General features: G+C 70.0%; 17 protein-coding genes. 8 read left to right on the forward strand and 9 right to left on the reverse strand.

The genetic code is table 11. The features are described from left to right. The first annotated feature begins 55 nt into the window (after window positions 1-55). Window positions 56-568, forward strand: coding sequence for a hypothetical protein (locus tag ACQEVI_RS18880; RefSeq protein WP_432901582.1), 513 nt, complete (start codon window positions 56-58; stop codon window positions 566-568). 47 nt (window positions 569-615) lie between these two features. On the opposite strand, the gene ACQEVI_RS18885 is transcribed toward ACQEVI_RS18880, so the two are convergent. The 6 genes from ACQEVI_RS18885 to ACQEVI_RS18910 form a co-directional block, all read right to left on the reverse strand. Beyond that, window positions 616-1,350, reverse strand: coding sequence for a hypothetical protein (locus ACQEVI_RS18885; RefSeq protein WP_432901584.1), 735 nt, complete (start codon window positions 1,348-1,350; stop codon window positions 616-618). A gap of 13 nt (window positions 1,351-1,363) precedes the next feature. Then, the gene (locus ACQEVI_RS18890; protein WP_432901586.1) at window positions 1,364-1,747 is read right to left on the reverse strand and encodes a hypothetical protein; all 384 of its coding nucleotides are present in this window, start codon (window positions 1,745-1,747) and stop codon (window positions 1,364-1,366) included. Between the two features lie 44 nt (window positions 1,748-1,791). Further along, window positions 1,792-3,537 (reverse strand): hypothetical protein, encoded by a 1,746-nt coding sequence (locus ACQEVI_RS18895; protein ID WP_432901588.1) that lies wholly within the window; start codon window positions 3,535-3,537, stop codon window positions 1,792-1,794. Window positions 3,538-3,629: 92 nt separating this feature from the next. Further along, window positions 3,630-4,136 carry a DUF6507 family protein gene (locus ACQEVI_RS18900; RefSeq protein ID WP_432901590.1) on the reverse strand — a complete coding sequence of 169 codons (507 nt, stop codon included), beginning with the start codon at window positions 4,134-4,136 and terminating at the stop codon, window positions 3,630-3,632. A 152-nt stretch (window positions 4,137-4,288) separates the two neighbouring features. Next, window positions 4,289-5,245, reverse strand: a complete 957-nt coding sequence (locus ACQEVI_RS18905) for an acyl-CoA thioesterase (protein WP_432901592.1) — start codon at window positions 5,243-5,245, stop codon at window positions 4,289-4,291. A gap of 25 nt (window positions 5,246-5,270) precedes the next feature. After that, window positions 5,271-5,663: a globin gene (locus tag ACQEVI_RS18910; protein ID WP_432901594.1), complete on the reverse strand. Its 393-nt coding sequence runs from the start codon at window positions 5,661-5,663 to the stop codon at window positions 5,271-5,273. Window positions 5,664-5,807: 144 nt separating this feature from the next. Between ACQEVI_RS18910 and ACQEVI_RS18915 the strand changes: the two genes are divergently transcribed. From ACQEVI_RS18915 to malQ, 3 genes are all read left to right on the forward strand, one after another. Continuing rightward, window positions 5,808-6,041, forward strand: a complete 234-nt coding sequence (locus tag ACQEVI_RS18915; RefSeq protein ID WP_116674151.1) for a glucose PTS transporter subunit EIIB — start codon at window positions 5,808-5,810, stop codon at window positions 6,039-6,041. A 239-nt stretch (window positions 6,042-6,280) separates the two neighbouring features. After that, window positions 6,281-7,318 (forward strand): mechanosensitive ion channel family protein, encoded by a 1,038-nt coding sequence (locus ACQEVI_RS18920; RefSeq protein ID WP_432901596.1) that lies wholly within the window; start codon window positions 6,281-6,283, stop codon window positions 7,316-7,318. A 139-nt stretch (window positions 7,319-7,457) separates the two neighbouring features. Beyond that, entirely contained in the window at window positions 7,458-9,704 is a 2,247-nt protein-coding gene (gene malQ, locus ACQEVI_RS18925) for a 4-alpha-glucanotransferase (protein ID WP_432906011.1), read from the forward strand. A 76-nt stretch (window positions 9,705-9,780) separates the two neighbouring features. On the opposite strand, the gene ACQEVI_RS18930 is transcribed toward malQ, so the two are convergent. After that, complete coding sequence (locus tag ACQEVI_RS18930; RefSeq protein WP_432901598.1) at window positions 9,781-10,779, reverse strand: hypothetical protein; 999 nt, start codon at window positions 10,777-10,779, stop codon at window positions 9,781-9,783. Between the two features lie 208 nt (window positions 10,780-10,987). Here ACQEVI_RS18930 and pepN point away from each other — a divergent pair, with 208 nt between their 5' ends. Further along, window positions 10,988-13,537 (forward strand): aminopeptidase N, encoded by a 2,550-nt coding sequence (gene pepN, locus ACQEVI_RS18935; protein WP_432901600.1) that lies wholly within the window; start codon window positions 10,988-10,990, stop codon window positions 13,535-13,537. Window positions 13,538-13,630: 93 nt separating this feature from the next. Here the strand turns inward: pepN and ACQEVI_RS18940 are convergent, their stop codons facing one another. Further along, a complete protein-coding gene (locus ACQEVI_RS18940) occupies window positions 13,631-15,661 on the reverse strand; it encodes a M13 family metallopeptidase (RefSeq protein ID WP_432901602.1) in 2,031 nt (676 codons plus the stop codon). 364 nt (window positions 15,662-16,025) lie between these two features. Between ACQEVI_RS18940 and ACQEVI_RS18945 the strand changes: the two genes are divergently transcribed. The 3 genes from ACQEVI_RS18945 (at window position 16,026) to ACQEVI_RS18955 (ending at window position 18,858) form a co-directional block, all read left to right on the forward strand. Next, complete coding sequence (locus tag ACQEVI_RS18945) at window positions 16,026-17,267, forward strand: MFS transporter (RefSeq protein WP_432901604.1); 1,242 nt, start codon at window positions 16,026-16,028, stop codon at window positions 17,265-17,267. Between the two features lie 123 nt (window positions 17,268-17,390). Then, window positions 17,391-17,843, forward strand: coding sequence for a ribose-5-phosphate isomerase (locus ACQEVI_RS18950; RefSeq protein WP_357447587.1), 453 nt, complete (start codon window positions 17,391-17,393; stop codon window positions 17,841-17,843). Then, a complete protein-coding gene (locus ACQEVI_RS18955) occupies window positions 17,836-18,858 on the forward strand; it encodes an Fpg/Nei family DNA glycosylase (protein ID WP_432901606.1) in 1,023 nt (340 codons plus the stop codon). The genes ACQEVI_RS18950 and ACQEVI_RS18955 overlap by 8 nt, the downstream gene beginning before the upstream one ends. Before the next feature lie 34 nt (window positions 18,859-18,892). On the opposite strand, the gene ACQEVI_RS18960 is transcribed toward ACQEVI_RS18955, so the two are convergent. After that, window positions 18,893-20,209 carry a GNAT family N-acetyltransferase gene (locus ACQEVI_RS18960; RefSeq protein WP_432901608.1) on the reverse strand — a complete coding sequence of 439 codons (1,317 nt, stop codon included), beginning with the start codon at window positions 20,207-20,209 and terminating at the stop codon, window positions 18,893-18,895. Window positions 20,210-20,244 lie beyond the last annotated feature (35 nt).

Consider the following 20,244-nt stretch of genomic DNA (forward strand, 5'->3'; position numbering starts at 1 on the left):
CACAGGGTGCGCGAGTACGGCACCCGGGGGCAGCTCCGAGCCGGAACTTACCCAGGTGAGCCGTCCGCCTGCCGAGTACAGCGTTCCGGCCGGCTGGGAGGAGGACGACCAGGACAACGTCACTCACGTCATCGACGGCGAGACCCCGGAACAGTGGGTCGAGCACCAGTCCGGTGGCGAGGCGATCGTGCAGTGGTCGGTGATGAGCCCTCCGCAGTCGGAGCCAACTGAGGAGCGGGTCCGCGAAGCGATTGACGCCGGGTTGGAAGGCATGAAGTCCGCGACGCCGCAGCAGATCGGGTACCTGCGTGAGGCGGCCGGAATGGGTTGCGTCGGTGACGCGACAGTCGTCGACCCGCCGCGCACGGAGGAGGTCGGTGCGGGCTACGCCCTGCGCTACGGGTACACGTGCCCCTCGCTGTCCGGTCCGTCGCGGTCGATCGTGATCACCGCGTACGGCTGGGATGGCCGGAAGCACTCGTGGACGGTGTCGACGGCCGAGGGCTTCTGGGACGAACACGCCACGGAACTCGAAGCCTCGGCCGACTCGTTCCGTATCACCGACTGACGCTCCGCCAACCACGACGTAGTAGATGGTCAGCGGGGTCCGCTCCGTTACTCGGCGTTGACACGCATCGCGCCGGCGAGAGCCCATTGGAGCTCGGCTGCGACGGATCCGGCGGGGCGCTGGGTTCGAGTGAGCGTGCCGCCGCGGCGCTGGACATCGAACAGGGTGTCGTCGGTGACGGCCCAGAGGCGCGACCAGAACCTGGCCAGGAGGTCGGGAGTCGGCCATGCCTCGACGACGATCTGCAGGACGGCGTCGGCGCCGTCAAGCGTCGCGCCGCGCCAGGGGGCACCATCGTCGAAGGCCGTGTCGGTGCGGTCGGAGTCTTCTGGTCTTGGGTCGTGTCCGACGGCGTTTGCGGGCGCGCGCAGGACATCGAGCGGCGGGATCGCAGCCTGCAGAGCAGACCACAAGGTCTGCGGGGCAGCGAGGCGGAGCTCGGCTCCGGGCTCGATCAGGACGCGGCCGTCGCGCTCGGCGATGGCTTGGACGATCACCAGCGCCTCGTCACCGACGAGCGATGCGCGGGCGACCGAACCGCGGCTGCCTGCCGTCGCGACGAGGGACGCCCGGACGGGAGCGGAGCCGTGGCGGACCAGGATATCGACAGGCGAGGGCGCGACCCTCTGTCCAACTCGAAAGACAGCAGCTCCGGACTCCTTCACGGGCGGCATTGAGCTCGGGCTGCGGTCCGTGCGAGCGGCGACCTGGGCGAGCGCAGCGGCCCACTGCTCACTGCCGAGCCTTACCGACCGGATTGTGGAGGCAGGGTCGATGGTCACGTTGGCTCCCTGGCTACGACGTCGAAGACGTCGGGGAGGGGGTGGTGCCGTACTTCTCGCGCAACTGATCCAGTGATGGCTCCCCGCCGAATCCAAGATCAAAGTCGTTCAAGACCTTGCCGTTGTCGGAGAGAAAGTCCATATATGGGGCTCGTGTCAGTTCGGGGTCTGCCGCAAGGGCTCGGTATACGTCTTCGATGACCGGGATTGCTTCTTCCTGCGTGTCAACCGCGAGGATTACGTCACCCTGTTGGGTTTCGGCTCCGAAGCCCCCGCCGCATTCGAACTCGGCAGAGACAACGGCGTCGACCCGCAGGACCACGCGTTCGAAAGCGGCGGCGCACTGCTCGTCCTCGCTCGGGCCGCAGCCCGTCAGGGCAGTGCTGGCTGCCAGCATCGCAGCGATTGCGACCGCGGTGGATCGTATGCGCACAGGGTGTCTCACTTTCTTCGGACCGGTATGTCGTAGACCTCGTACTGCGCGTTCAAGTCGAGGTAGTTTCCCTCGCCCGTGAGCCGCCGCTCGTAGCTTTCGAGGCCGGCCTGTCTGGGGAGGGCTACGCCGGAAGGTGTGGGCTGCGCCAGCCTGGAACTCGGGAGGGCGTGCTCGACCGACTCGTGATAAGCAAAGTGGTCGTGGTAGCCCTTGGGGTCGTCCGATCCTGGCGGGTTCGGGAGGATGACCTTGGTGTGCCGGTCGGGATCTGGTGCGTGGCCGCTGCTGGAGAGCTCGACGTGGACGGGCATGAGAGGAATCATGCCGAGTCCAGGTTCCACGGTGACTCGGGTGTCTGAGAAGTCGAGACCTGGGACGACGTCCCCCTCGTGGGCGATCTCCAGGACATGGATCTCTTCGGCGATCCGGTTGTTGTCGATCGGCGATCCGGCGGTGATGACGTCGGTGACGTTGTGATCCGCGAGGAAGTCCGGGTCAGACGCCAGGTCCCCGGCGGTGATCCCGCCCAGGGAATGGCCAGCCAGGAGGATCGGCGTGTCCGCGGCAAGGTCCGGGTCGGCGGCGATGACCTCGTCGATCGCCATGGCAACGGTATCGCTGTAGGTCGAGCGCCCACCGGCCGCGCCAACGAGGTCGCCGATGAAGTCCGCGGGGTGGTCGTTGCCGAGGTCGTCCAAGGGAAACCAGGGCTGGGTGCCTGGGATGCTCACCACCATGCGCGGTTCACCACCCCGGGCGGGAGAGATTTTCGTGACCCTTACATACCCTTCTGCCCAGTCGTTGTGGGCGACTTTGCCGAGGTCCGTGTTGGTGTCGTACGAGTCGGTCACGCTCCACAAGACATCTCGGATTCCGTTCAGCTCTCGAGGCCTGCGCTGACCGTCGAGGCTGCCGTCATGCTTGATGGGTGTGCCGACGGCGGGTTCACCGTCACCGGCGAGGTCGACGTCCCATATCCCGGCAGTCGTGGTCGTTACCCCGGCGTCCATCAGGGCACCGAGCGTCTGAAGGTACGCGGCTCCGACCCTGGTCAGCTGGGGGCGGGAGTTGTCCGCGGTACCGGCAAAGGCGACAGGGAACAGGCCGAAGGCCTCACGGAGGTCGACCCAGGAACCGCCGACCGCGTCATCTCGGTCGCCGACCCAGCTGGCTACGTCGTCCACTGTCTCAGTGGTCCACTCCCAGCCGGTCGCGACCGCGTCCTGGACAGCGTCAGCCGTGGTGTCCCAGGCTTCCTTGGTCTCCTGAACCGCGCCACTGATCGAGGCCCCGATGGCGGCGGTCGTGTCCTGGAGCCATGTCCCAGCCCTGTCCAACAGCGTCGCAGGCGAGCCGATCGCCTTGATCTTGCTCGCGCACTCCAGCTCCGCCGTCTCGAACCGTTCACCGAGCAGGCGCGACTGGCCAAGCAACGTCTGGTTCTCGAACGACAGCTCGGGAGCGAGCACGCCCGGCAGGGTGGGGGAGCCGAAGGGGGCAGCCTCTGTCGCGGCCCGGGACCGGAAGTCGCCGATCTGTGCGACCAAACTCGATCTCTTGGCCTGCAGGGAGCGGACCTCGTCCGCGAACCGGTCCAGGACGCCGGCAACGGCGTCAAGGTCGTCGGCCAGCTTGCCCGTCGCTACCCGCACCGGGTCGAGGGCACGCAGCACCTGGTCGGTATCCGGCGTCTCATAACAGGCGCCCAGCCCCTGCCATGCACCCGAGACCGCGATTCCGGCGTCGCGCACGGCGGTCGCGTCACGCCGCAGGGACTTCGCGCCCACCTCGATGCTCTCGGCGTCCAGGTGCTCGCCGGGCACACGCAGGGCGTCGACAAGCATCACGAGCCTGCTCCGGTCGCGGATCCGGACCGCGCGCCGAATCTGTTCGGGTCGAACGCCGGCCCGGGTCCCTCGGACGGCAGAGATGACGACTCTGCGGGACCGAACCGGCTCGGATCGAAGGTCTGCCCACTGTCAGGCGCCCCTGGGACCGGCGTCCCCAGAGTGCCGGACGGGTAGCCCAGTCGAGGCGGCTGGAGGATATCGGTCTGCGACAACCCGAGCGAGTGCGTCCGGGCCATCTCCTCATCGCCCTCCAGGATCGCCGCGACCGCGCGCACCATCCCGCCTGGCGCCGACTCCAGCCGGTCTGCGACCGACTGCATGTCGTCCTGGGCGGTCTCGACGAAGCCGCTCAGCGCGGCCGCCACGATCTCGCTGCCGCCCGCCGCGCGAGGAGCGTCCGTCCAGACGTTCTCCAGAGCACGCCCCAGCCCGTCCGCCTCGGCGCGGACACGCCCCAGCGTGTGCTCCACACCCTGCGGTGAAACGCGATACCCCGTCACAGCGCCCCCTCGTTCCAGCCAGCCGAGCGATCGAGCTGTCACAACTGATCAGCAGCGACACGGTTCCATGCGAATTCCGTCGTGTCCAAGAAAGCCCGCGTCACGGATCAAGGATTGATAGCGGTTTCGGGGCAGGGGCTTCCAGGTGCCCGCTATGCCGGCAGACGGATCATGCCCTCCTGGCCCGCCGAGGCGACCAGGGCGCCGTCCTGCGTGTAGACCTTCGCCGTCCCCAGAGCGCGCCCGCCCTGCGCGGTGGGCGAGCTCTGCACGAACAGCATCCACTCGTCCACCTGCACGTCGCGGTGCCACCACATGCCGTGGTCGAGGCTGGCCATCGGCACGGAGGCGCCGACGTCCTGCCACGACTTGCCGGCGGCGCGCAGGGCTGGCTCGAGCATGAGCTGGTCGCACGCGAAGGCCAGCAGGGCGCGGTGCATCGCCTGCTCCTTGATCTCCAGCGGACGACGCGTACGCATCCAGACCATCTGCGTGGCGGGCGGCGTGCCGCCGTCGGCCACCGCGGCATCCGGGCGCAGGTACAGCGAGCCGCCCACGTGCCGCAGCTCGAACGCGGAGTCCGTCCAGAACTGGGCCCGTACGGCGACGCCCTCCGGCAGGCTGGCCAGCTCGTCGAAGGCGGAGCCGACCTCGTCGGGCGACGGGACATCGTCGGGCATCGGCATGGCGTGCTCGTAGCCCGGCTGGTCGTCCTGGAAGGACGCGATCATCGACAGGATCGGCTTGCCGAACTGGATCGCGTGGGTGCGTCGCGCACTGAACGAACGTCCGTCACGCAGCCGCTCGACAGCGAAGTCGATGGGCTCCTCGACCCGCCCCTCGCGCAGGAAATAGCCGTGCAGCGAGTGGATCAGACGGCCTTCGGGGACGGTGCGGTCCGCGGCCAGGATGGCCTGGGCGAGCACCTGACCGCCGTAGGCGCGGTTGGCAGGGCCGGGCATGCTGTCACCGCGCAGCACGTCCTCCTCACCGCGCGGGCCCCAGCCCTCGAGGTGCCGGAGGTCGAGCACCTGCAGCAGGCGGTCGAGCGCGTCGGGCTGGCGGTCCGGCGCGCTGCCGGCGAGCGGATCAGGGGTGGTGGCGTCCACGAGCGGGCGTCTCCTTCAGGTCCGGTCAGTCTTCGAAAGTGTTGATCATGCTGAAGGCGGCGCGCTCCAGGTAGTCCCACAGCTGCGACTCGTGGATGGGCGCGAGGCCCAGCGAGTCGACGGCGGTCCGCATGTGCGCGAGCCAGCGGTCACGGGCGTCGGGGTTGACCTTGAACGGCATGTGCCGCATGCGCAGCCGCGGGTGCCCGCGCTGCTCGGAGTAGGTGCCTGGACCGCCCCAGTACTGTTCGAGGAACAGCGTCAGCCGCTCCTTGGCCGGCCCCAGGTCCTCCTCGGGATACATGGGGCGCAGAACCGGGTCGTCGGCGACGCCGTCGTAGAACGCGTCGACGAGGCGTACGAACGTGTCGTGGCCGCCGACAGCGTCGAAGAAGGATTCCTGTGTCACGTCCGTCATCCTGCCACTCGACTGTGACAGCCCGATGGCAGCCGCGTGAAACCGAGTCTCGTGTGAGCAGTTCGACAATTGCCTGGGCGGAACGCTCGCCAGGAGCGATAGGCTGGGCGAAGACCTGCAGCGACGCACGGTGGGAGTTGAGACATGACCAAGGCTGACCAGATCCTTGCGGCACTCGGAGGGACCTCGAACGTCGTCGAGCTGGAGCCGTGCATCACTCGGCTCCGGGTAGAGGTGAGCGATCCGTCGCTCGTGGACGAGCCCGGGCTGAAGTCGTCCGGTGCGTTCGGCGTGGTCCGGTCCGGGCGGGTGGTCCAGGTGATCGTCGGGCCCGAGGCGGACAGCCTGGCGGCGGAGCTCGAGACGCTCAGAGTCTGAACGCTCAGGGTCTGAGGTAGGACGCAGACCCCGGGACGGGGCAGGACAGGAGCGAGCTCGACGGTGAGCCCGCAGGCATGACGACACGGGCCCGGGGAAACCCGGGCCCGTGACCTGTCCCACGACCGAGTCGGCGCACACGCCCGTGAGGCGAACGCCCTGTGAAAATCGCGGGGTAGTCCCTCGAACCCGGCCGGAGCGGTCCGATCCGGTTCGCGGAGCCGAGTAGGTTTGCGACCGTGTTCGAGTCTCTTGCTGCCTCCGTGTTCGACAGCGCCGAGGACTTCTGGTCCTGGTTCGGCGACAAGCCCCTGAAGATCATCCTGATCCTCGTGATCGGCATGGTTGCCATCTATGTGATGCGGCGGGTCGTCACGTCCCTCACCGAGCGCATCGCCATCGGGCAGAAGCCGAGGACGGTCGTCCAGAAGGCCCCGGATCCCGTGGACACCACCACGGGTGGCGTGCCGAGCACCGCACCTGCGAAGGGCAAGTGGCGCCGCAAGAACATGCTGATGTCGCCGCAGGCCCTCGCCGATGCCCTGGGCGCGGCCAACCCGCGCGTCGCCGAACGGCGCGCGCAGCGCGCGCGGACCGTCGGCTCGGTGCTGAACTCGACCGCCAACATCGTGATCAGCACGATCATGGCACTCACGATCCTGCAGATCCTCGAGGTGCCCGTCACCGGCCTGCTGACCGGAGCCGGCGTCGTCGGCGTCGCCGTCGGCTTCGGCGCGCAGAGCCTGGTGAAGGACTTCCTGTCCGGCATCCTCCTCCTCGTCGAGGACCAGTTCGGGGTGGGGGACGTCGTGGACCTCGGCGGCGGCGTGGTCGGCACCGTGGAGGCGATGGGCCTGCGGCTCACCCAGGTGCGCGCCTTCGACGGCACCCTCTGGTACGTCCGGAACGGCGAGATCCTGCGTGCCGGGAACAGCACCCAGGAATGGAGCCGCGCGGTGGCCTCGGTGCAGGTCCCGCTGGGCACCGACGTCGACGTCGTCCGTGCCGCGCTGGGCCGCGCCGTCGACCGGGTGAAGAACGACCCGGAGGTCGCCGACAGCCTCCTGGAGACGCCGTCGGTGCGCGGCGTCGACGCGGTGGACGCCCTGGGCCTGACGTTCACGCTGCACGCGCAGGTACGCCCCGCGCAGCAGTGGCTCGTCGCCAGGTCGCTGCGCGCGGCGGCACATGCGGCCCTGCTGGACGCCGGCGTCGTCCTGGCCTCGTCGACGGTGCCGTACGACGAGAGCGTGCAGGATCAGACGGGGTCTGCCTGACATCCGGACGGGCGGCCCCGCCGTCGGCCGCTCAGGCGGTGCGAGCAGGCTCTGCTGCGGTCAATTCGTCGGACACGCCCGCGTTGCGCCCGGTGAGCGTCGGTAGATGGCAAGATCTTTCCTTGTGACCGACAAACCGATGCCTGGGTTCACCGGAGACGGCGCCGCCGTGCCGCCGGAGCTGGCCGAGCTGGCGACCGCCCACGGCGTGCAGTGCGTGTACACCGACCACGACGGCCGCGTGCAGCAGGTCAGCGTGTCGACGGTCGTCGCGGTGCTGGAGGCGCTCGACGTGCCCGCGTCGACCCCGGGCGCGGTCGCCGCGAGCCTGGACCGGATCGAGGACGACGAGTGGCGCGCGATGCTGCCGCCGACCGTCGTGACCCGCGAGGGCACCGAGGTCCAGGTCGCCGTGCACATCGCGGACGGCGCGGACGTGACGGCATGGATAGCGCTCGAGCAGTCCGAGCAGCCGGTCGTGCCCACGAGCGCCACCCCGTGGCGCGTGACGGCGCCGCAGGTGACCACGACCACGGGCTCGTTCGCGGTGGTGCAGGGTCCCCGCGTCCAGCTGCGGCAGGCCGACGTGACTACCGAGCCCCGCACGGTGGACAGCCGCAAGGTCGCGCGCGTGACGTTCACCGTCCCGGCCGACCTCCCGCTCGGCTGGCACACGCTGCACGCCGAGTCGGGCGGCCAGAGCGCGCAGACCCCGCTCGTGGTGACTCCCGAGCGGCTGGAGCTGCGCAAGAAGGTCGCCCGCAAGCAGGCCTGGGGCTTCATGGTCCAGCTCTACTCTGTGCGGTCCAAGGACTCCTGGGGCATGGGCGACCTGGCAGACCTGGCCGACCTGGCCTGGCAGACGGCGCACAACGGCGGTGCGGACTTCGTCGGGATCAACCCCCTGCACGCAACCGAGCCGGTGCTGCCGCTGACGCCGAGCCCCTACCTGCCGACGTCGCGCCGCTTCATGTCACCGCTGTACATCCGCGTCGAGGACATCCGTGAGACGGCGTACCTCTCCGCCGCCGACCGGTCGCTCGTGGAATGGGCGGGCGAACCCGTCCGCGAGCTGTCCGAGGACTCCGGGCCGATCGACCGGGACGCCATCTGGGAGGCCAAGAAGGCCGCGCTCGAGGTCGTGTACACGGCCCAGCGGTCGGCGGCCCGGCAGACCGCGTTCGACGAGTTCGTGCTGGCGCAGGGCAAGGGCCTCGTCGACTTCGCGACCTGGTGCGCCATCACGGAGCACCTCGACGGCCGCGACTGGCCGACCGAGCTCGCCGACCCGTCGTCGGCGGGTGTGACGACGCTGCGCAACGCGCTCTCCGAGCGCGTCCAGTTCTACTGCTGGCTCCAGTGGGTCGCCGACGAGCAGCTCCACGCGGCGCACCGCGCCGGGCTCGACGCCGGCATGCGGCTCGGCCTGCTCAAGGACCTGGCCGTCGGCTCGTCCTCGGACGGCGCGGACGCGTGGGCGGACGCCGGGGTGCTCGCCCAGGGCGTCTCCATCGGTGCTCCGCCGGACATGTACAACCAGCAGGGCCAGAACTGGTCCCCGGCGCCGTGGCACCCGCGTGCGCTCGCGAAGGCCGGCTACGCGCCCTACCGCGAGATGCTGCGCACGGTGCTGCGGCACTGCGGCGCGCTGCGGATCGACCACATCCTCGGGCTCTTCCGCCTCTGGTGGATCCCGGGCGGCGCACGCGCGTCGGCCGGTGCGTACGTCACCTACGACCACGAGGCCCTGATCGGCATCCTGTGCCTGGAGGCGCACCGCGCCGGGGTGACGGTCATCGGCGAGGACCTCGGCACCTTCGAGCCGTGGATCCGCGACTACCTCGCCGAGCGCGGCATTCTCGGCACCTCGGTGCTGCTCTTCGAGCGGGACGCCGCCGGGGCGCCCATCGAGCCGGAGGCGTACCGCCGGACGGCGCTGGCCACGGTCACCACGCACGACCTGCCGCCGACCGCCGGCTATCTCGCGGGCGAGCACGTGGACCTGCGCGAGCGCCTCGGGCTGCTCACGGAGGAGCCGACGGTGCTGCGGGCCCAGGCACGCGCGGAGCGCGAGTCGCTGGTGGAGGCGCTGTCCCGTCGCGGCCTGACGACGTTCGACCCGTCAGAGCGCGAGCTCGTCGAGGGGCTGCACCGCTACCTCAGGGACACGCCGGCGGCGCTGGTCGGGGTGTACCTCACCGACGCCGTGGGGGAGCGCCGCGCCCAGAACCAGCCCGGGACCGACACCGAGTACCCGAACTGGAAGGTGCCGCTGGCGGACTCCGCGGGCACGGTGGTGCTCCTGGAGGACCTGTTCACCAACGCCCGCCTGCGCTCCTTGGTCACGGTCATGAACGAGCAAGACCCCGACCAACCACTGCCGTGACCGTTCGTTGAGTGCGGGCTATTTGTGGTCTCAGAGGTCTCTGAGGCACAAATAGCCCGCACTCAACAGGACTCGGTCAGGCGGAGCCGATGCCCGCGCGGGCGATCGAGAACCCGCTGCCGGTCGCGTCGGCGACGCACTTCATGCCGGACTCGTCGCTGACGCACGTGAACCCGTGGGCCTGCTTCTCGGCGCCGTAGTTCAGGATCGTGACGTCGCCCTTCGCCTTCTTGGGCTGGTCCTTCTTGGTGACGCAGGGCTGGGTCACGTTGCCGCTCGGGTCGACCTTCGCCACGTAGCCGGAGGCGCCGCCGCACGAGGCGTCGGGCGCGGGCTTCCGGTCGAGCTCCGCGATGCCGCAGGTGGCGGCTTCCGCGGAGACCGTGCACGTGATGTTGAGCGACGGTGCGGCGAACGTCTCGACGCCGGCCCCGCCGTCGGTCTCCAGACCCTCCTCGGGTTCCGGCGACGCCGACTGCTCGGCGGCCGGCGTCCCGCCCGGATCGAGCGTGGTGTCGGGCCCGCCCAGCAGGTTCACCGCGAAGATGATCGCGGCGATCACGAGCAGCACGTCCAGGGCGATGAAGGCGATCCAGCCGGGGCTGAGCTTCTTGCGCCCGGGCTCGGGCCCGTAGCCATCGGCCGCCGCTGCGTGCACCGGCTGGCCGTACTGGTCGTAGCCCTGCGGCGGGTACGGCTGCGGCGGGTACTGGCCACCCTGCGGCGCCTGCTGCGCGTATGCCTGCGGCTGTGCGTAGCCCTGCTGGTGGGGCTGCTGGTAGGGCGGCTGCTGGTACTGCTCGGTGTAGTACTGCGGGGCGCCGCCACCGTTGTGGATGTGGACGGACTGGACCACCGGGGCGCCCGGCGCGGCGGGCGCGGGCGTGACGGCCTGCGAGAACTGGCTCGCGGGTGAGATCGCGGGTGGTCTACGGGTTGCCGCGGAAACGCGCTGCACCGGCCCCTGCTGGGCGGGTGTGGGCGCGGTGGGCGGGTGCTGCTCCTGGGGCGGCGTACCCGGGTCCTCGTCGGGCCAACCGCCTGGCGGCGGTGGCGGCGGCACTGTGCCGGACATCAGGCGACTCCCTCAGCTCAAATCGGTCGGTCGGGCGACCGCGGTCGATCGTACACAAAGGCGTTACTCGCTGTTACTCCTGCGTGGCATGATCGACGAGTCGTCGCAGGTAGTTCACAGACCGGACGACAACCCAACCGAAAACGTGCGCCGATCGGCCGCGTGGGACGCCCATCGGCGTCCATGAGAAGACAGACGTGGAGGGCCCGTGCCCGGAGAGAACCTGACCCGCGCCGAGGCGGTCGAACGAGCCGGCGTGGTATCGGTCGAGTCGTACGAGATCGCCCTGGACCTGACCACCGGTCCGGAGACTTTCGCCTCGGCCACGACGGTGCACTTCACCGCTACGGAAGGCGCCTCGACGTTCGTCGACCTGGTCGCCCCGTCGGTGAGGTCCGTGGTGCTGAACGGTCGTGAGCTGGATCCGTCGGCAGTGTTCGCGGACTCCAGGATCACCCTGGAGGGCCTGGCCGCCGACAACGAGCTCGTCGTCGTCGCCGACTGCGGCTACACGAACACCGGCGAGGGCCTGCACCGCTTCGTGGACCCGGTGGACGGCGAGGTCTACCTGTACACGCAGTTCGAGGTGCCCGACGCCCGCCGCGTGTTCGCGTGCTTCGAGCAGCCGGACCTCAAGGCGACGTTCCAGTTCACGGTCACCGCGCCCGCGGCCTGGCAGGTCGTGAGCAACGAGCCGACGCCGGAGCCGGTCCCGGCCGGCGCGGACGGCGACGTCGCCACCTGGACGTTCGAGCCCACCGGCCGCATCTCCACGTACATCACGGCGCTCGTCGCCGGCCCGTACGCGGTGGTCCGCTCGTCACTGACGTCGTCGGACGGCCGCGAGATCCCGCTCGGCGCGTTCTGCCGCAAGTCGCTGTCGGAGCACTTCGACGCCGACTACATCTTCGAGAAGACCCGGCAGGGCTTCGAGTTCTACGAGACCACGTTCGGCGTGCCGTACCCGTTCACCAAGTACGACCAGCTCTTCGTGCCCGAGTACAACATGGGCGCCATGGAGAACGCGGGTTGCGTGACCTTCACGGAGTCGTACGTGTTCCGCTCCAAGGTGACCGACGCCGTGCGCGAGCGCCGCGTCGTGACGATCCTGCACGAGCTGGCGCACATGTGGTTCGGCGACCTGGTCACCATGAAGTGGTGGAACGACCTGTGGCTCAACGAGTCGTTCGCGGAGTACGCGTCCACGCTCGCCACGGCAGAGGCCACCGAGTGGGACGCCGCCTGGACCACGTTCTCCGCCATGGAGAAGTCGTGGGCCTACAAGCAGGACCAGCTGCCGTCCACGCACCCGATCGTCGCCGAGATCAAGGACCTCGAGGATGTCCAGGTCAACTTCGACGGCATCACCTACGCCAAGGGCGCGTCAGTGCTCAAGCAGCTCGTGGCCTGGGTGGGGCGCGAGGCGTTCATCGCGGGCGTCTCCGCGTACTTCGGCAAGCACGCGTGGGGCAACACCGAGCTGCCCGACCTGCTGACCGAGCTCGAGGCGACCAGCGGCCGTGACCTCAAGGCCTGGTCGAAGCTCTGGCTGGAGACCGCCGGCGTGAACACGCTGCGTCCGGTGATCGAGACGGACAGCCACGGCCGCATCATGTCGTTCGTCGTCGAGCAGACGGCGCCCGCCGAGTGGCCCACGATCCGCCCGCACCGCCTCGGCATCGGCTTCTACAGCCTGTCCGACGCCGGCGAGCTCGTCCGCACCCACTTCACCGAGGTGGACGTCGACGGGCCGCGGACCGACGTGAAGGAGCTCGTCGAGCTCGACCGTCCCGCGCTCGTGCTGCTCAACGACGAGGACCTCGCGTACGCGAAGATCCGCCTCGACGCCGCGTCGCTCCGCGTCGCGCTCGAGCACCTCGCCGACATCGCCGACCCGCTGGCCCGCTCCCTCGTCTGGGGCTCGGTCTGGGACTCCGTGCGCGACGGCGAGGTCCCGGCCTCGGAGTACGTCCGCCTGGTGCTCGGGGGCATCTTCCGCGAGACCGAGTCGACGACGCTCCGCACCACACTCAACCAGATGGTGCTGGCGGCGAAGCAGTACGTGGCGCCGTCGGCCCGTGCCGCGACCCTCGCCGAGGTGGGCGACACCATCTGGGCGCTCGTGGGCGACGCCGCCGCAGGCTCGGACACCCAGTTCCAGCTGGTGAAGTTCTTCGCGCACGTCGCGTCGACGCCTGCGCACGTCGAGACGCTGTCCGGGCTGCTGGACGGTTCGGTGACGCTCGACGGGCTCGAGATCGACACCGACCTGCGGTGGGAGCTGCTGGAGGGCCTCGTGCTCAACGGCGCCGCCGGTGACCAGGAGATCGACGCGACCCTCGCCGCCGACGACACCGCCACGGGCCGCCAGTCCGCCGCACGTGCGCGGGCCGCGAAGCCGACCGTCGAGGGCAAGCTGGCCGCGCTGTCGTCGGTGGTGGCCGCCGACGTGCCGAACGCGATCATCCGGAACACGGGTCTCGGGTTCGTGCACGTGAACGACCCGGCCGCGCTCGCCGACGTCGTGCAGCCGTACCTGGACGCGGTGCTCAAGGTGTGGAACGAGCGGAGCTACCACATCGCCGAGGAGATCATCGAGGGCTTCTACCCGGCGCCGCTGGCGTCGGTGGAGCTCCGCGACGCGACGGCCGCCTGGCTGGAGACGAACGCCGAGGCAGCCCCGGCCCTGCGCCGCCTGGTCGTGGAGTCGCTGGCCGGCACGGACCGAGCCCTGAAGGCCCAGTCCGCCGACTCCTGACCAGTTCGCGAAGTCGCCGAAGTAGAGCGCCTGTCCGGTCTCCCTGGTGACACCAGGGAGACCGGACAGGCGCTCTACTTCGGCGACCTCACGTCACCAGATGCGGACTCGGGCCTCTTCCGGGAGGTACAGGGCGTCGCCCGGCTTGACGTCGTACGTCGCGTAGAACTCGTCCACGTTGCGCACCACGCCGTTGCAGCGGAACTCGTTGGGGGAGTGCGGGTCCGTCGCGAGACGGCGGAGCACCTCCTCGTCACGGCCCTTGGACTGCCACACCTGCGCCCAGCCGAGGAAGATCCGCTCCAGGGCGGTCAGCCCGTCCACGACCGGCGCTTCCTCCAGGGGCTTGCCGAGCGCGATCCGGTACGCCTTGATGGCGATCGACAGCCCGCCCAGGTCGCCGATGTTCTCGCCGATCGTGAGGCTGCCGTTGACGTGCGCGTCCTCGGCCTTCTCACCGTTGGCAGCCTCGCCGTCAGCACCCGCGACGACGGCGGACGCCTCGAGCTGCGCCGGGCGGAACTCGTCGTACTGCGCGATCAGCGCGCTCGTGCGCTTCTCGAACTCGGTGCGGTCGGTGTCGGTCCACCAGTCCTCGAGGCGGCCGTCGCCGTCGTACTTGGAGCCCTGGTCGTCGAAGCCGTGGCCGATCTCGTGCCCGATGACGCCTCCGATCCCGCCGAAGTTCACGGCGTCGTCGGCCTCGGGGTCGAAGAACGGGGGCTGCAGGATCGCCGCGGGGAAGACGATCTCGTTCATCCCCGGGTTGTAGTACGCGTTGACCGTCTGCGGCGTCATGAACCACTCGTCGCGGTCGAGCGGCCTGCCGATCTTCGCGAGCTCGTAATCCTGGTCGAACGCGTTCGACCGGCGCACGTTGCCCACCAGGTCGGCCGCGTCCACGTCGAGCCCCGAGTAGTCGCGCCACTTCACGGGGTACCCGACCTTGGGCGTGAACTTCTCCAGCTTGGTCAGGGCCTTGGCCTTGGTCTCGTCGGTCATCCAGTCGAGACCCTCGATGGACTCGCGGTAGGCCGCCACGAGGGCGTCCACGAGCCGGTCCATCTTCGCCTTGTTCGCGGGCGGGAAGTGCCGCGCCACGTACTCGGCGCCCACCGCCTCGCCGAGCGCGCCCTCGACGAGCGCCACGCCGCGCTTCCAGCGCTCGCGCACCTCCTGCGCGCCCGTGAGGGTGCGGCCGTAGAAGTCGAAGTTGGCCTCGACGATCTCGTCGGTCAGGTACGGCGCCCGGGCGCTGACCACGTGGTACGTCATCCAGAGCTGCCAGTCCAGCACCGACAGCTCGCTCCACAGGGCGGCGAAGCCCGTCGCGAAGTCGGGCTCGCGTACCACCAGGTCGTCGAACGCGCCGGCGGGCACGCCGAGGGCCTCGGCCCAGGTCGCCCAGTCGAAACCGGGCGCCGACCCGGCCAGGTCGGCGAGCGTCGTCGGGTTGTACGTGAGGGTGGCGTCGCGGTCGCGCACCACGTCCCAGTGGTGGGCGGCGAGCCGCTTCTCGAGGTCGAAGACGCGGCTGGCGGCGTCGTCGGCGGAGATGCCCCACGTCTCGTGGACACCGCCGAAGCGCAGCATCCTGGCCACGTGCGGCAGGTACTTCTTGCGGATCGGGGCGTACTGCTCCTCGCGGTAGTACGCCTCGTCGGGCAGGCCGAGGCCGGACTGCCGCAGGTAGACGACGTACTTCTCCGGGTCGGTGGCGTCGTTGTCCACCCAGAAGCGGACGGCGGCCGTGCCGCCCGTGCGCTGCAGCGTGCCCAGCGCGTGGGTCAGTGCCGCCATGTCGTGGGCGTCGCGGATGAGCGCGAAGTCCTCGTCCAGGGGAGCCGTGCCGAGGCCGGTGATGCGCTCGGTGTCCATGAAGCTCTTGTACAGGTCGCCGATCTTCGAACCGGTCGGCGCGTCCTGGATGATCTCGCGGACGTGTACCTCTGCCTTGTCGTAGAGGTCTCGGAACGCCCCGTCCATGGCACGGTCGGCGGGGATCTCGTGACTGTCGATCCACCGCCCGTTGACGTGGCGGTACAGATCGTCCTGCGGTCGGGTTGCGGGGTCGAGCGCGTCGAGGTCGATGCCCGACGTGAGACCCGTGGCGTCGGTGGTCATTGCGCCAGCGTACGCAACGTGACGGGCGTGCACGGGTGACCTGCCGTTCAACCCGAGTGAGGTAAGAACACGTCCCGCCTGAATCGCTCCGGGTCGGGACTCCGACCGCAGCGCTCCACGTTGAGAGTTGTCCGTCAGTTCCGGGATACTTCGCTCTGGCCGAGCACCCCGAGCGGGTGGAGTTGACCTGGTACGACCTTGGCGGAGAGCAGCGGAACGACAAGTTCGCCGGACCGGATGAGCCCGCGAGGCATGGTGGAAATCGAGACGTACGAGCGGCTGTGGCGGGGAGTTCCACCGGTGAAGGTGCGAGAGGCATTGGCTGGAGTTGAGGGTGCTGAACAGATCGGAGGGCTCGGGGCGGATGCGAACTAGCCTCCTCGACATCAGCCCGCTCCGTGAGTCAGGCGCGTTCGCACGGCTGTGGTCGTCAGGTGTGGTGGTGAACATCGCCGCGCAGGCGGTGCAGATGGCGCTGGCCTGGCGGGTCTGGGAAGAGACCGGCTCTTCGCTCGCGGTGGGTGTCCTCGGCCTCAGCGTCGGTCTCCCTACGGTGGTCTTCTCGCTGTTGGGTGGTGCCCTCGCCGATCTCAGGCCGCCGAGATTCGTCGGCACCCTGGGCGTGCTCGGGCAACTGATCGTGGTCGCTGGCTTCCTTGTGCTGGAGGCCACCGGGACTCTCGGGCTCCTGCCGATCTATGTCGGCGTGGCGGCGCTGAGCACCTTCGGTGCGATCACAGCCCCCACGAGGAGGCCGTACATACGACATCTCCTGAGGCCCGAGACGATCCCCGCGGCATCCGCCTTGTACATGCTCTCCATGCACGGCGGGCAGATCCTGGGTCCGCTTCTCGGCGGACTGATTCTTGGCCTGCAGGGCAACTACGTCCTGGTGTTCGTGGTCCATCTTGTCGCGGTCTCGCTCTACATCGTCGCGATCAGGCTGCTGCCGGAGATTCCGCCCGCGGCGCGGAGCGGCTCCGGTGTCCTGGGCGGAGTCGCCGAAGGGCTGTCGTATGTCTGGCGGACGCCGTTGGTGCGCGGGGCCGTCTGGCTCGACCTTTGCATGACGTTGTTCGCCGTCCCGGTTGCGCTGCTGCCGGAGCTGAGTGAGCGCATGCTAGGTGGCGGCGGCGAGCTGTACGGGGCTCTGCTCGCTGCGATCAGTATCGGCGGGGTCTCGGCGACCCTGCTCTCAGGAGTGCTGACCCGCCGTCCGGATCTCGGGCGCGTGATGGTCGTCTGCGCACTGGGCTGGGCGGCGGCGGTCCTGGTGCTGAGCGTCTCCCAGAACGCGGTTCTGGCTCTGTGCGTCCTGTTCGTCATGGGTTGGCTCGACGTCTATGCGCTGACGGCGCAGCAGTCGGTGATCCAGCTGGCCGTCTCCGACGAGATGCTCGGTCGGGTGGGCGGCATCCAGATGCTCACCGGTATGGGTGGCCCGCAGCTGGGCAACTTGCGCGCCGGCGCCATGGGAACCTGGCTGGGTCCGGAGTCCGCCATCGCCATCGGTGCGGTCATGGGCGTGGGCGGTGCGCTCATCGACCGCAAGGGGTTGTCCGCGGTCTGGAGATACTCCACCAAGACCGAGGCCGACGTCCCGTAGTGCTCCGCCTGCGGTGCGTACCGGTGCGTACCGGTGCGTACCGGTGCGTACCGGTGCGTACCGGTACGTACCGGTACGTGGCGTACGGCGCTCCACGGATCGTGAATGAGAGATGATGGACTCATGCGCCTGCACATCGCCGCCGACCACGCCGGGTACGACCTCAAGCAGCACCTGGTGCAGCACCTCACGACCGCCGGGCACGAGGTGATCGACCACGGGGCCCACGAGATCGACCCCCTGGACGACTACCCAGCCTTCTGCATCTCCGCCGGCGAGGCCGTCGTCGCCGAGCCGGGCTCGCTCGGCATCGTGATCGGTGGCTCGGGCAACGGGGAGCAGATCGCCGCGAACAAGGTGACCGGCGTCCGCGCCGTCCTCGCGTGGTCGCTCGAGACCGCCAAGCTGGGCCGTCAGCACAACGACGCCAACGTGATCGCCGTGGGCGGCCGGATGCACTCGGTGGAGGAGGCGACGTCGTTCGTCGAGGCCTTCGTGGCCGAGCCGTTCAGCGGCGACGAGCGGCACCAGCGCCGCATCGACCAGCTCGCCGACTACGAAGCGAAGCGTGCCTGAGGGGCACACCGTCCACCGCCTCGCGCGGACGTTCGACTCGCTGTACGCCGGGCAGGTCCTCCGGGTGAGCAGCCCGCAGGGGCGGTTCGCCGACGGCGCGGCTGTGCTCACGGGCCGCCGTCTGGTGGCGAGCGAGGCGTGGGGCAAACAGCTGTTCCTCGGGTTCGAGGGTGACCTGTGGCTGCGGACGCACCTCGGGCTGTACGGCGCGTGGACGTTCGCCGGCGCCCCCGACGCACCCGAGGTGGCGCACGCGATCGGCGCGCCGCGCAAGCGCATCGGCGAACGGGAGACCAACCCCGTGGTCGGGCCCGTCGAGACCCAGGCCTCGGCAGGCTCGACCGACGGCGCGTGGGCCGCGCCCGAGCCGCGCGGCCAGGTCCGCGTGCGCCTGCTCGGCGACCACGCCGTCGCCGACCTCACCGGCCCCACGGCCTGCGAGGTGATCACGACCGAGGAGAAGAAAGCGGTCGAGGCGCGCCTGGGCCCGGACCCCATCCGCGACGACGGCGACGTCGGAGCCTTCGTGGCCCGCGTGGGCCGGTCGCGGGTGACGATCGGGCAGCAGCTCATGGACCAGGCGGTCGTCGCCGGGGTCGGGAACATCTACCGCGCCGAGGCGCTGTTCCGGGCCGGCGTCGACCCGCTGCGGCCGGGACGCGACGTCTCTGCCGAGACGGTCCGCGCGATCTGGGACGACCTGGTGACCCTCATGCGCGACGGCACCGCCCAGGGCGCGATAGTCACCACACGTCCGGCCGACCGCCCAACCGGGAAAGCAGGTCGAGAACGGGGTTATGACCCTGACGAAGGCTCCGACGAAAACAAGCCCGTTGTCGACGGGCGTCGCCGGACCCGGCAGAACACCGACGGGCTGTGGGACGCCGTGCCGTCCGAGGAGGCGTTCTACGTCTACCACCGGGACGGTCTGCCGTGCCGCGTGTGCGGGACGCCGGTACTGACCAAGGAGCTGGCAGGCCGCAACCTCTTCTGGTGCCCCACCTGCCAGACCTGACCTGACACCACGCGCCCGCAACCAAAGGGGTGGGTCAGAAGACCCAGGACGATCCGGGCGCGATCGGCCAGCCGAACGCGGTGCTCGCGCGGGCCAGCGCGTTCGCCGGCTGTCCGGGACGCGGGTGCACCGTGACGAGGCCGGCGGCCGCCAGCGCCGCGAGCGACCTGCCGCCGAGATAGGCGGCGCCCAGCTCGCGCACGTCGAGCGACAGGTCCGGGGCCTCGAACTCGGGGTCCACCCGCTCCACCGACGCCTCGCCGAACGCCTCGGCACGCAGCCGGTAGGCACCCGCGTTGGCGGGCAGCCGGGTGTCGGTCACGGCGAGCGTGACGTCGACGTCGGCCGCGTATCGGCGTCCGGCGAGCGCACCGGCGACGTCGACCAGCCGGACCCAGACGTTGTCCGGCGTGCGTGGGACGGCGGCGCGGAGGTCCACCAGGAGGTTCGTGATGACGTCGTCCACCGGCAGGACGAACGGCGTGACCTCGTTCGTCAGGTCGAGATCGAGCAACGCACCCCACAGCGCCCTGGCCGCGGGGGCGTCGAGCGCGACGACCTCGCCGGCGTGGACCCGCCCGCGCGGCCCCCGGGGCTCCCAGCTCATGGTGCGGCGGAACGTGACGTAGCCGCGCGGTTCGCCGTCGAGCTCGACGACCATGATGCGCCGGGACTCGCGCCCCTCGCGGTGGACCGGGGAGTCGTCCCAGAGGATGGCCTGCAGCTCCTCGGTCTCGCGGGTGACCCAGCCCGGCCGGTTGATCCCCGGTATGCCCGTCGGGGCGGCGCCGACCGCGCGGTGCAGGTGGTCGACCAGCTCGCCGTGCTTCTCGCGCGTGGCGACCTCGATCCGGATTGTGTGCCGTTCCGCGCCGGGCACGTCCCGCAGGGCCGCGCCGCGCGGGATCTCCAGGCGGAGGTCGTCGGCAGCGTGGCCGTAGCCGAACCGGCCGTAGATCGGTGCCTCGGCGGCGAACAGGGCGCTGAGCGCCTCGCCACGCTCGACGGAGCGCGCCAGGTGCAGGTCGATCATCGCCGTCAGCAGGCCGCGCCGGCGGTGCTGGGGATGTACGCCCACCCAGGTCAGGCCGGCGGTCGGCAGCTCGGCGCCGGGCACGGGGAACCGCCGGAACGGGTAGGACGCGTGCAGCGCCACCAGGCCGTCGAAGCCCTCGGCCTCGACCGCGATCGCGCGTTCCCAGGTCAGCGGTGACGGGGCGGCGTCGATGTCGTCGTGGGAGAGACCAGACGGGAACGCCCACGTGTCCAGCTCGGTCACGAGCCGCTGGTCGTCCTTGGTCAGCGTGCGCCAGCGGTAGCCGTCGGGCAGGACAGTCTGAGGAAGAGCCATACGCCGATCGTGCCACCAGCGGGCAACTGGAAACT

Origin of the sequence: Promicromonospora sp. CA-289599 (assembly GCF_050936155.1) — a bacterium.
GTDB lineage: Bacteria > Actinomycetota > Actinomycetes > Actinomycetales > Cellulomonadaceae > Promicromonospora.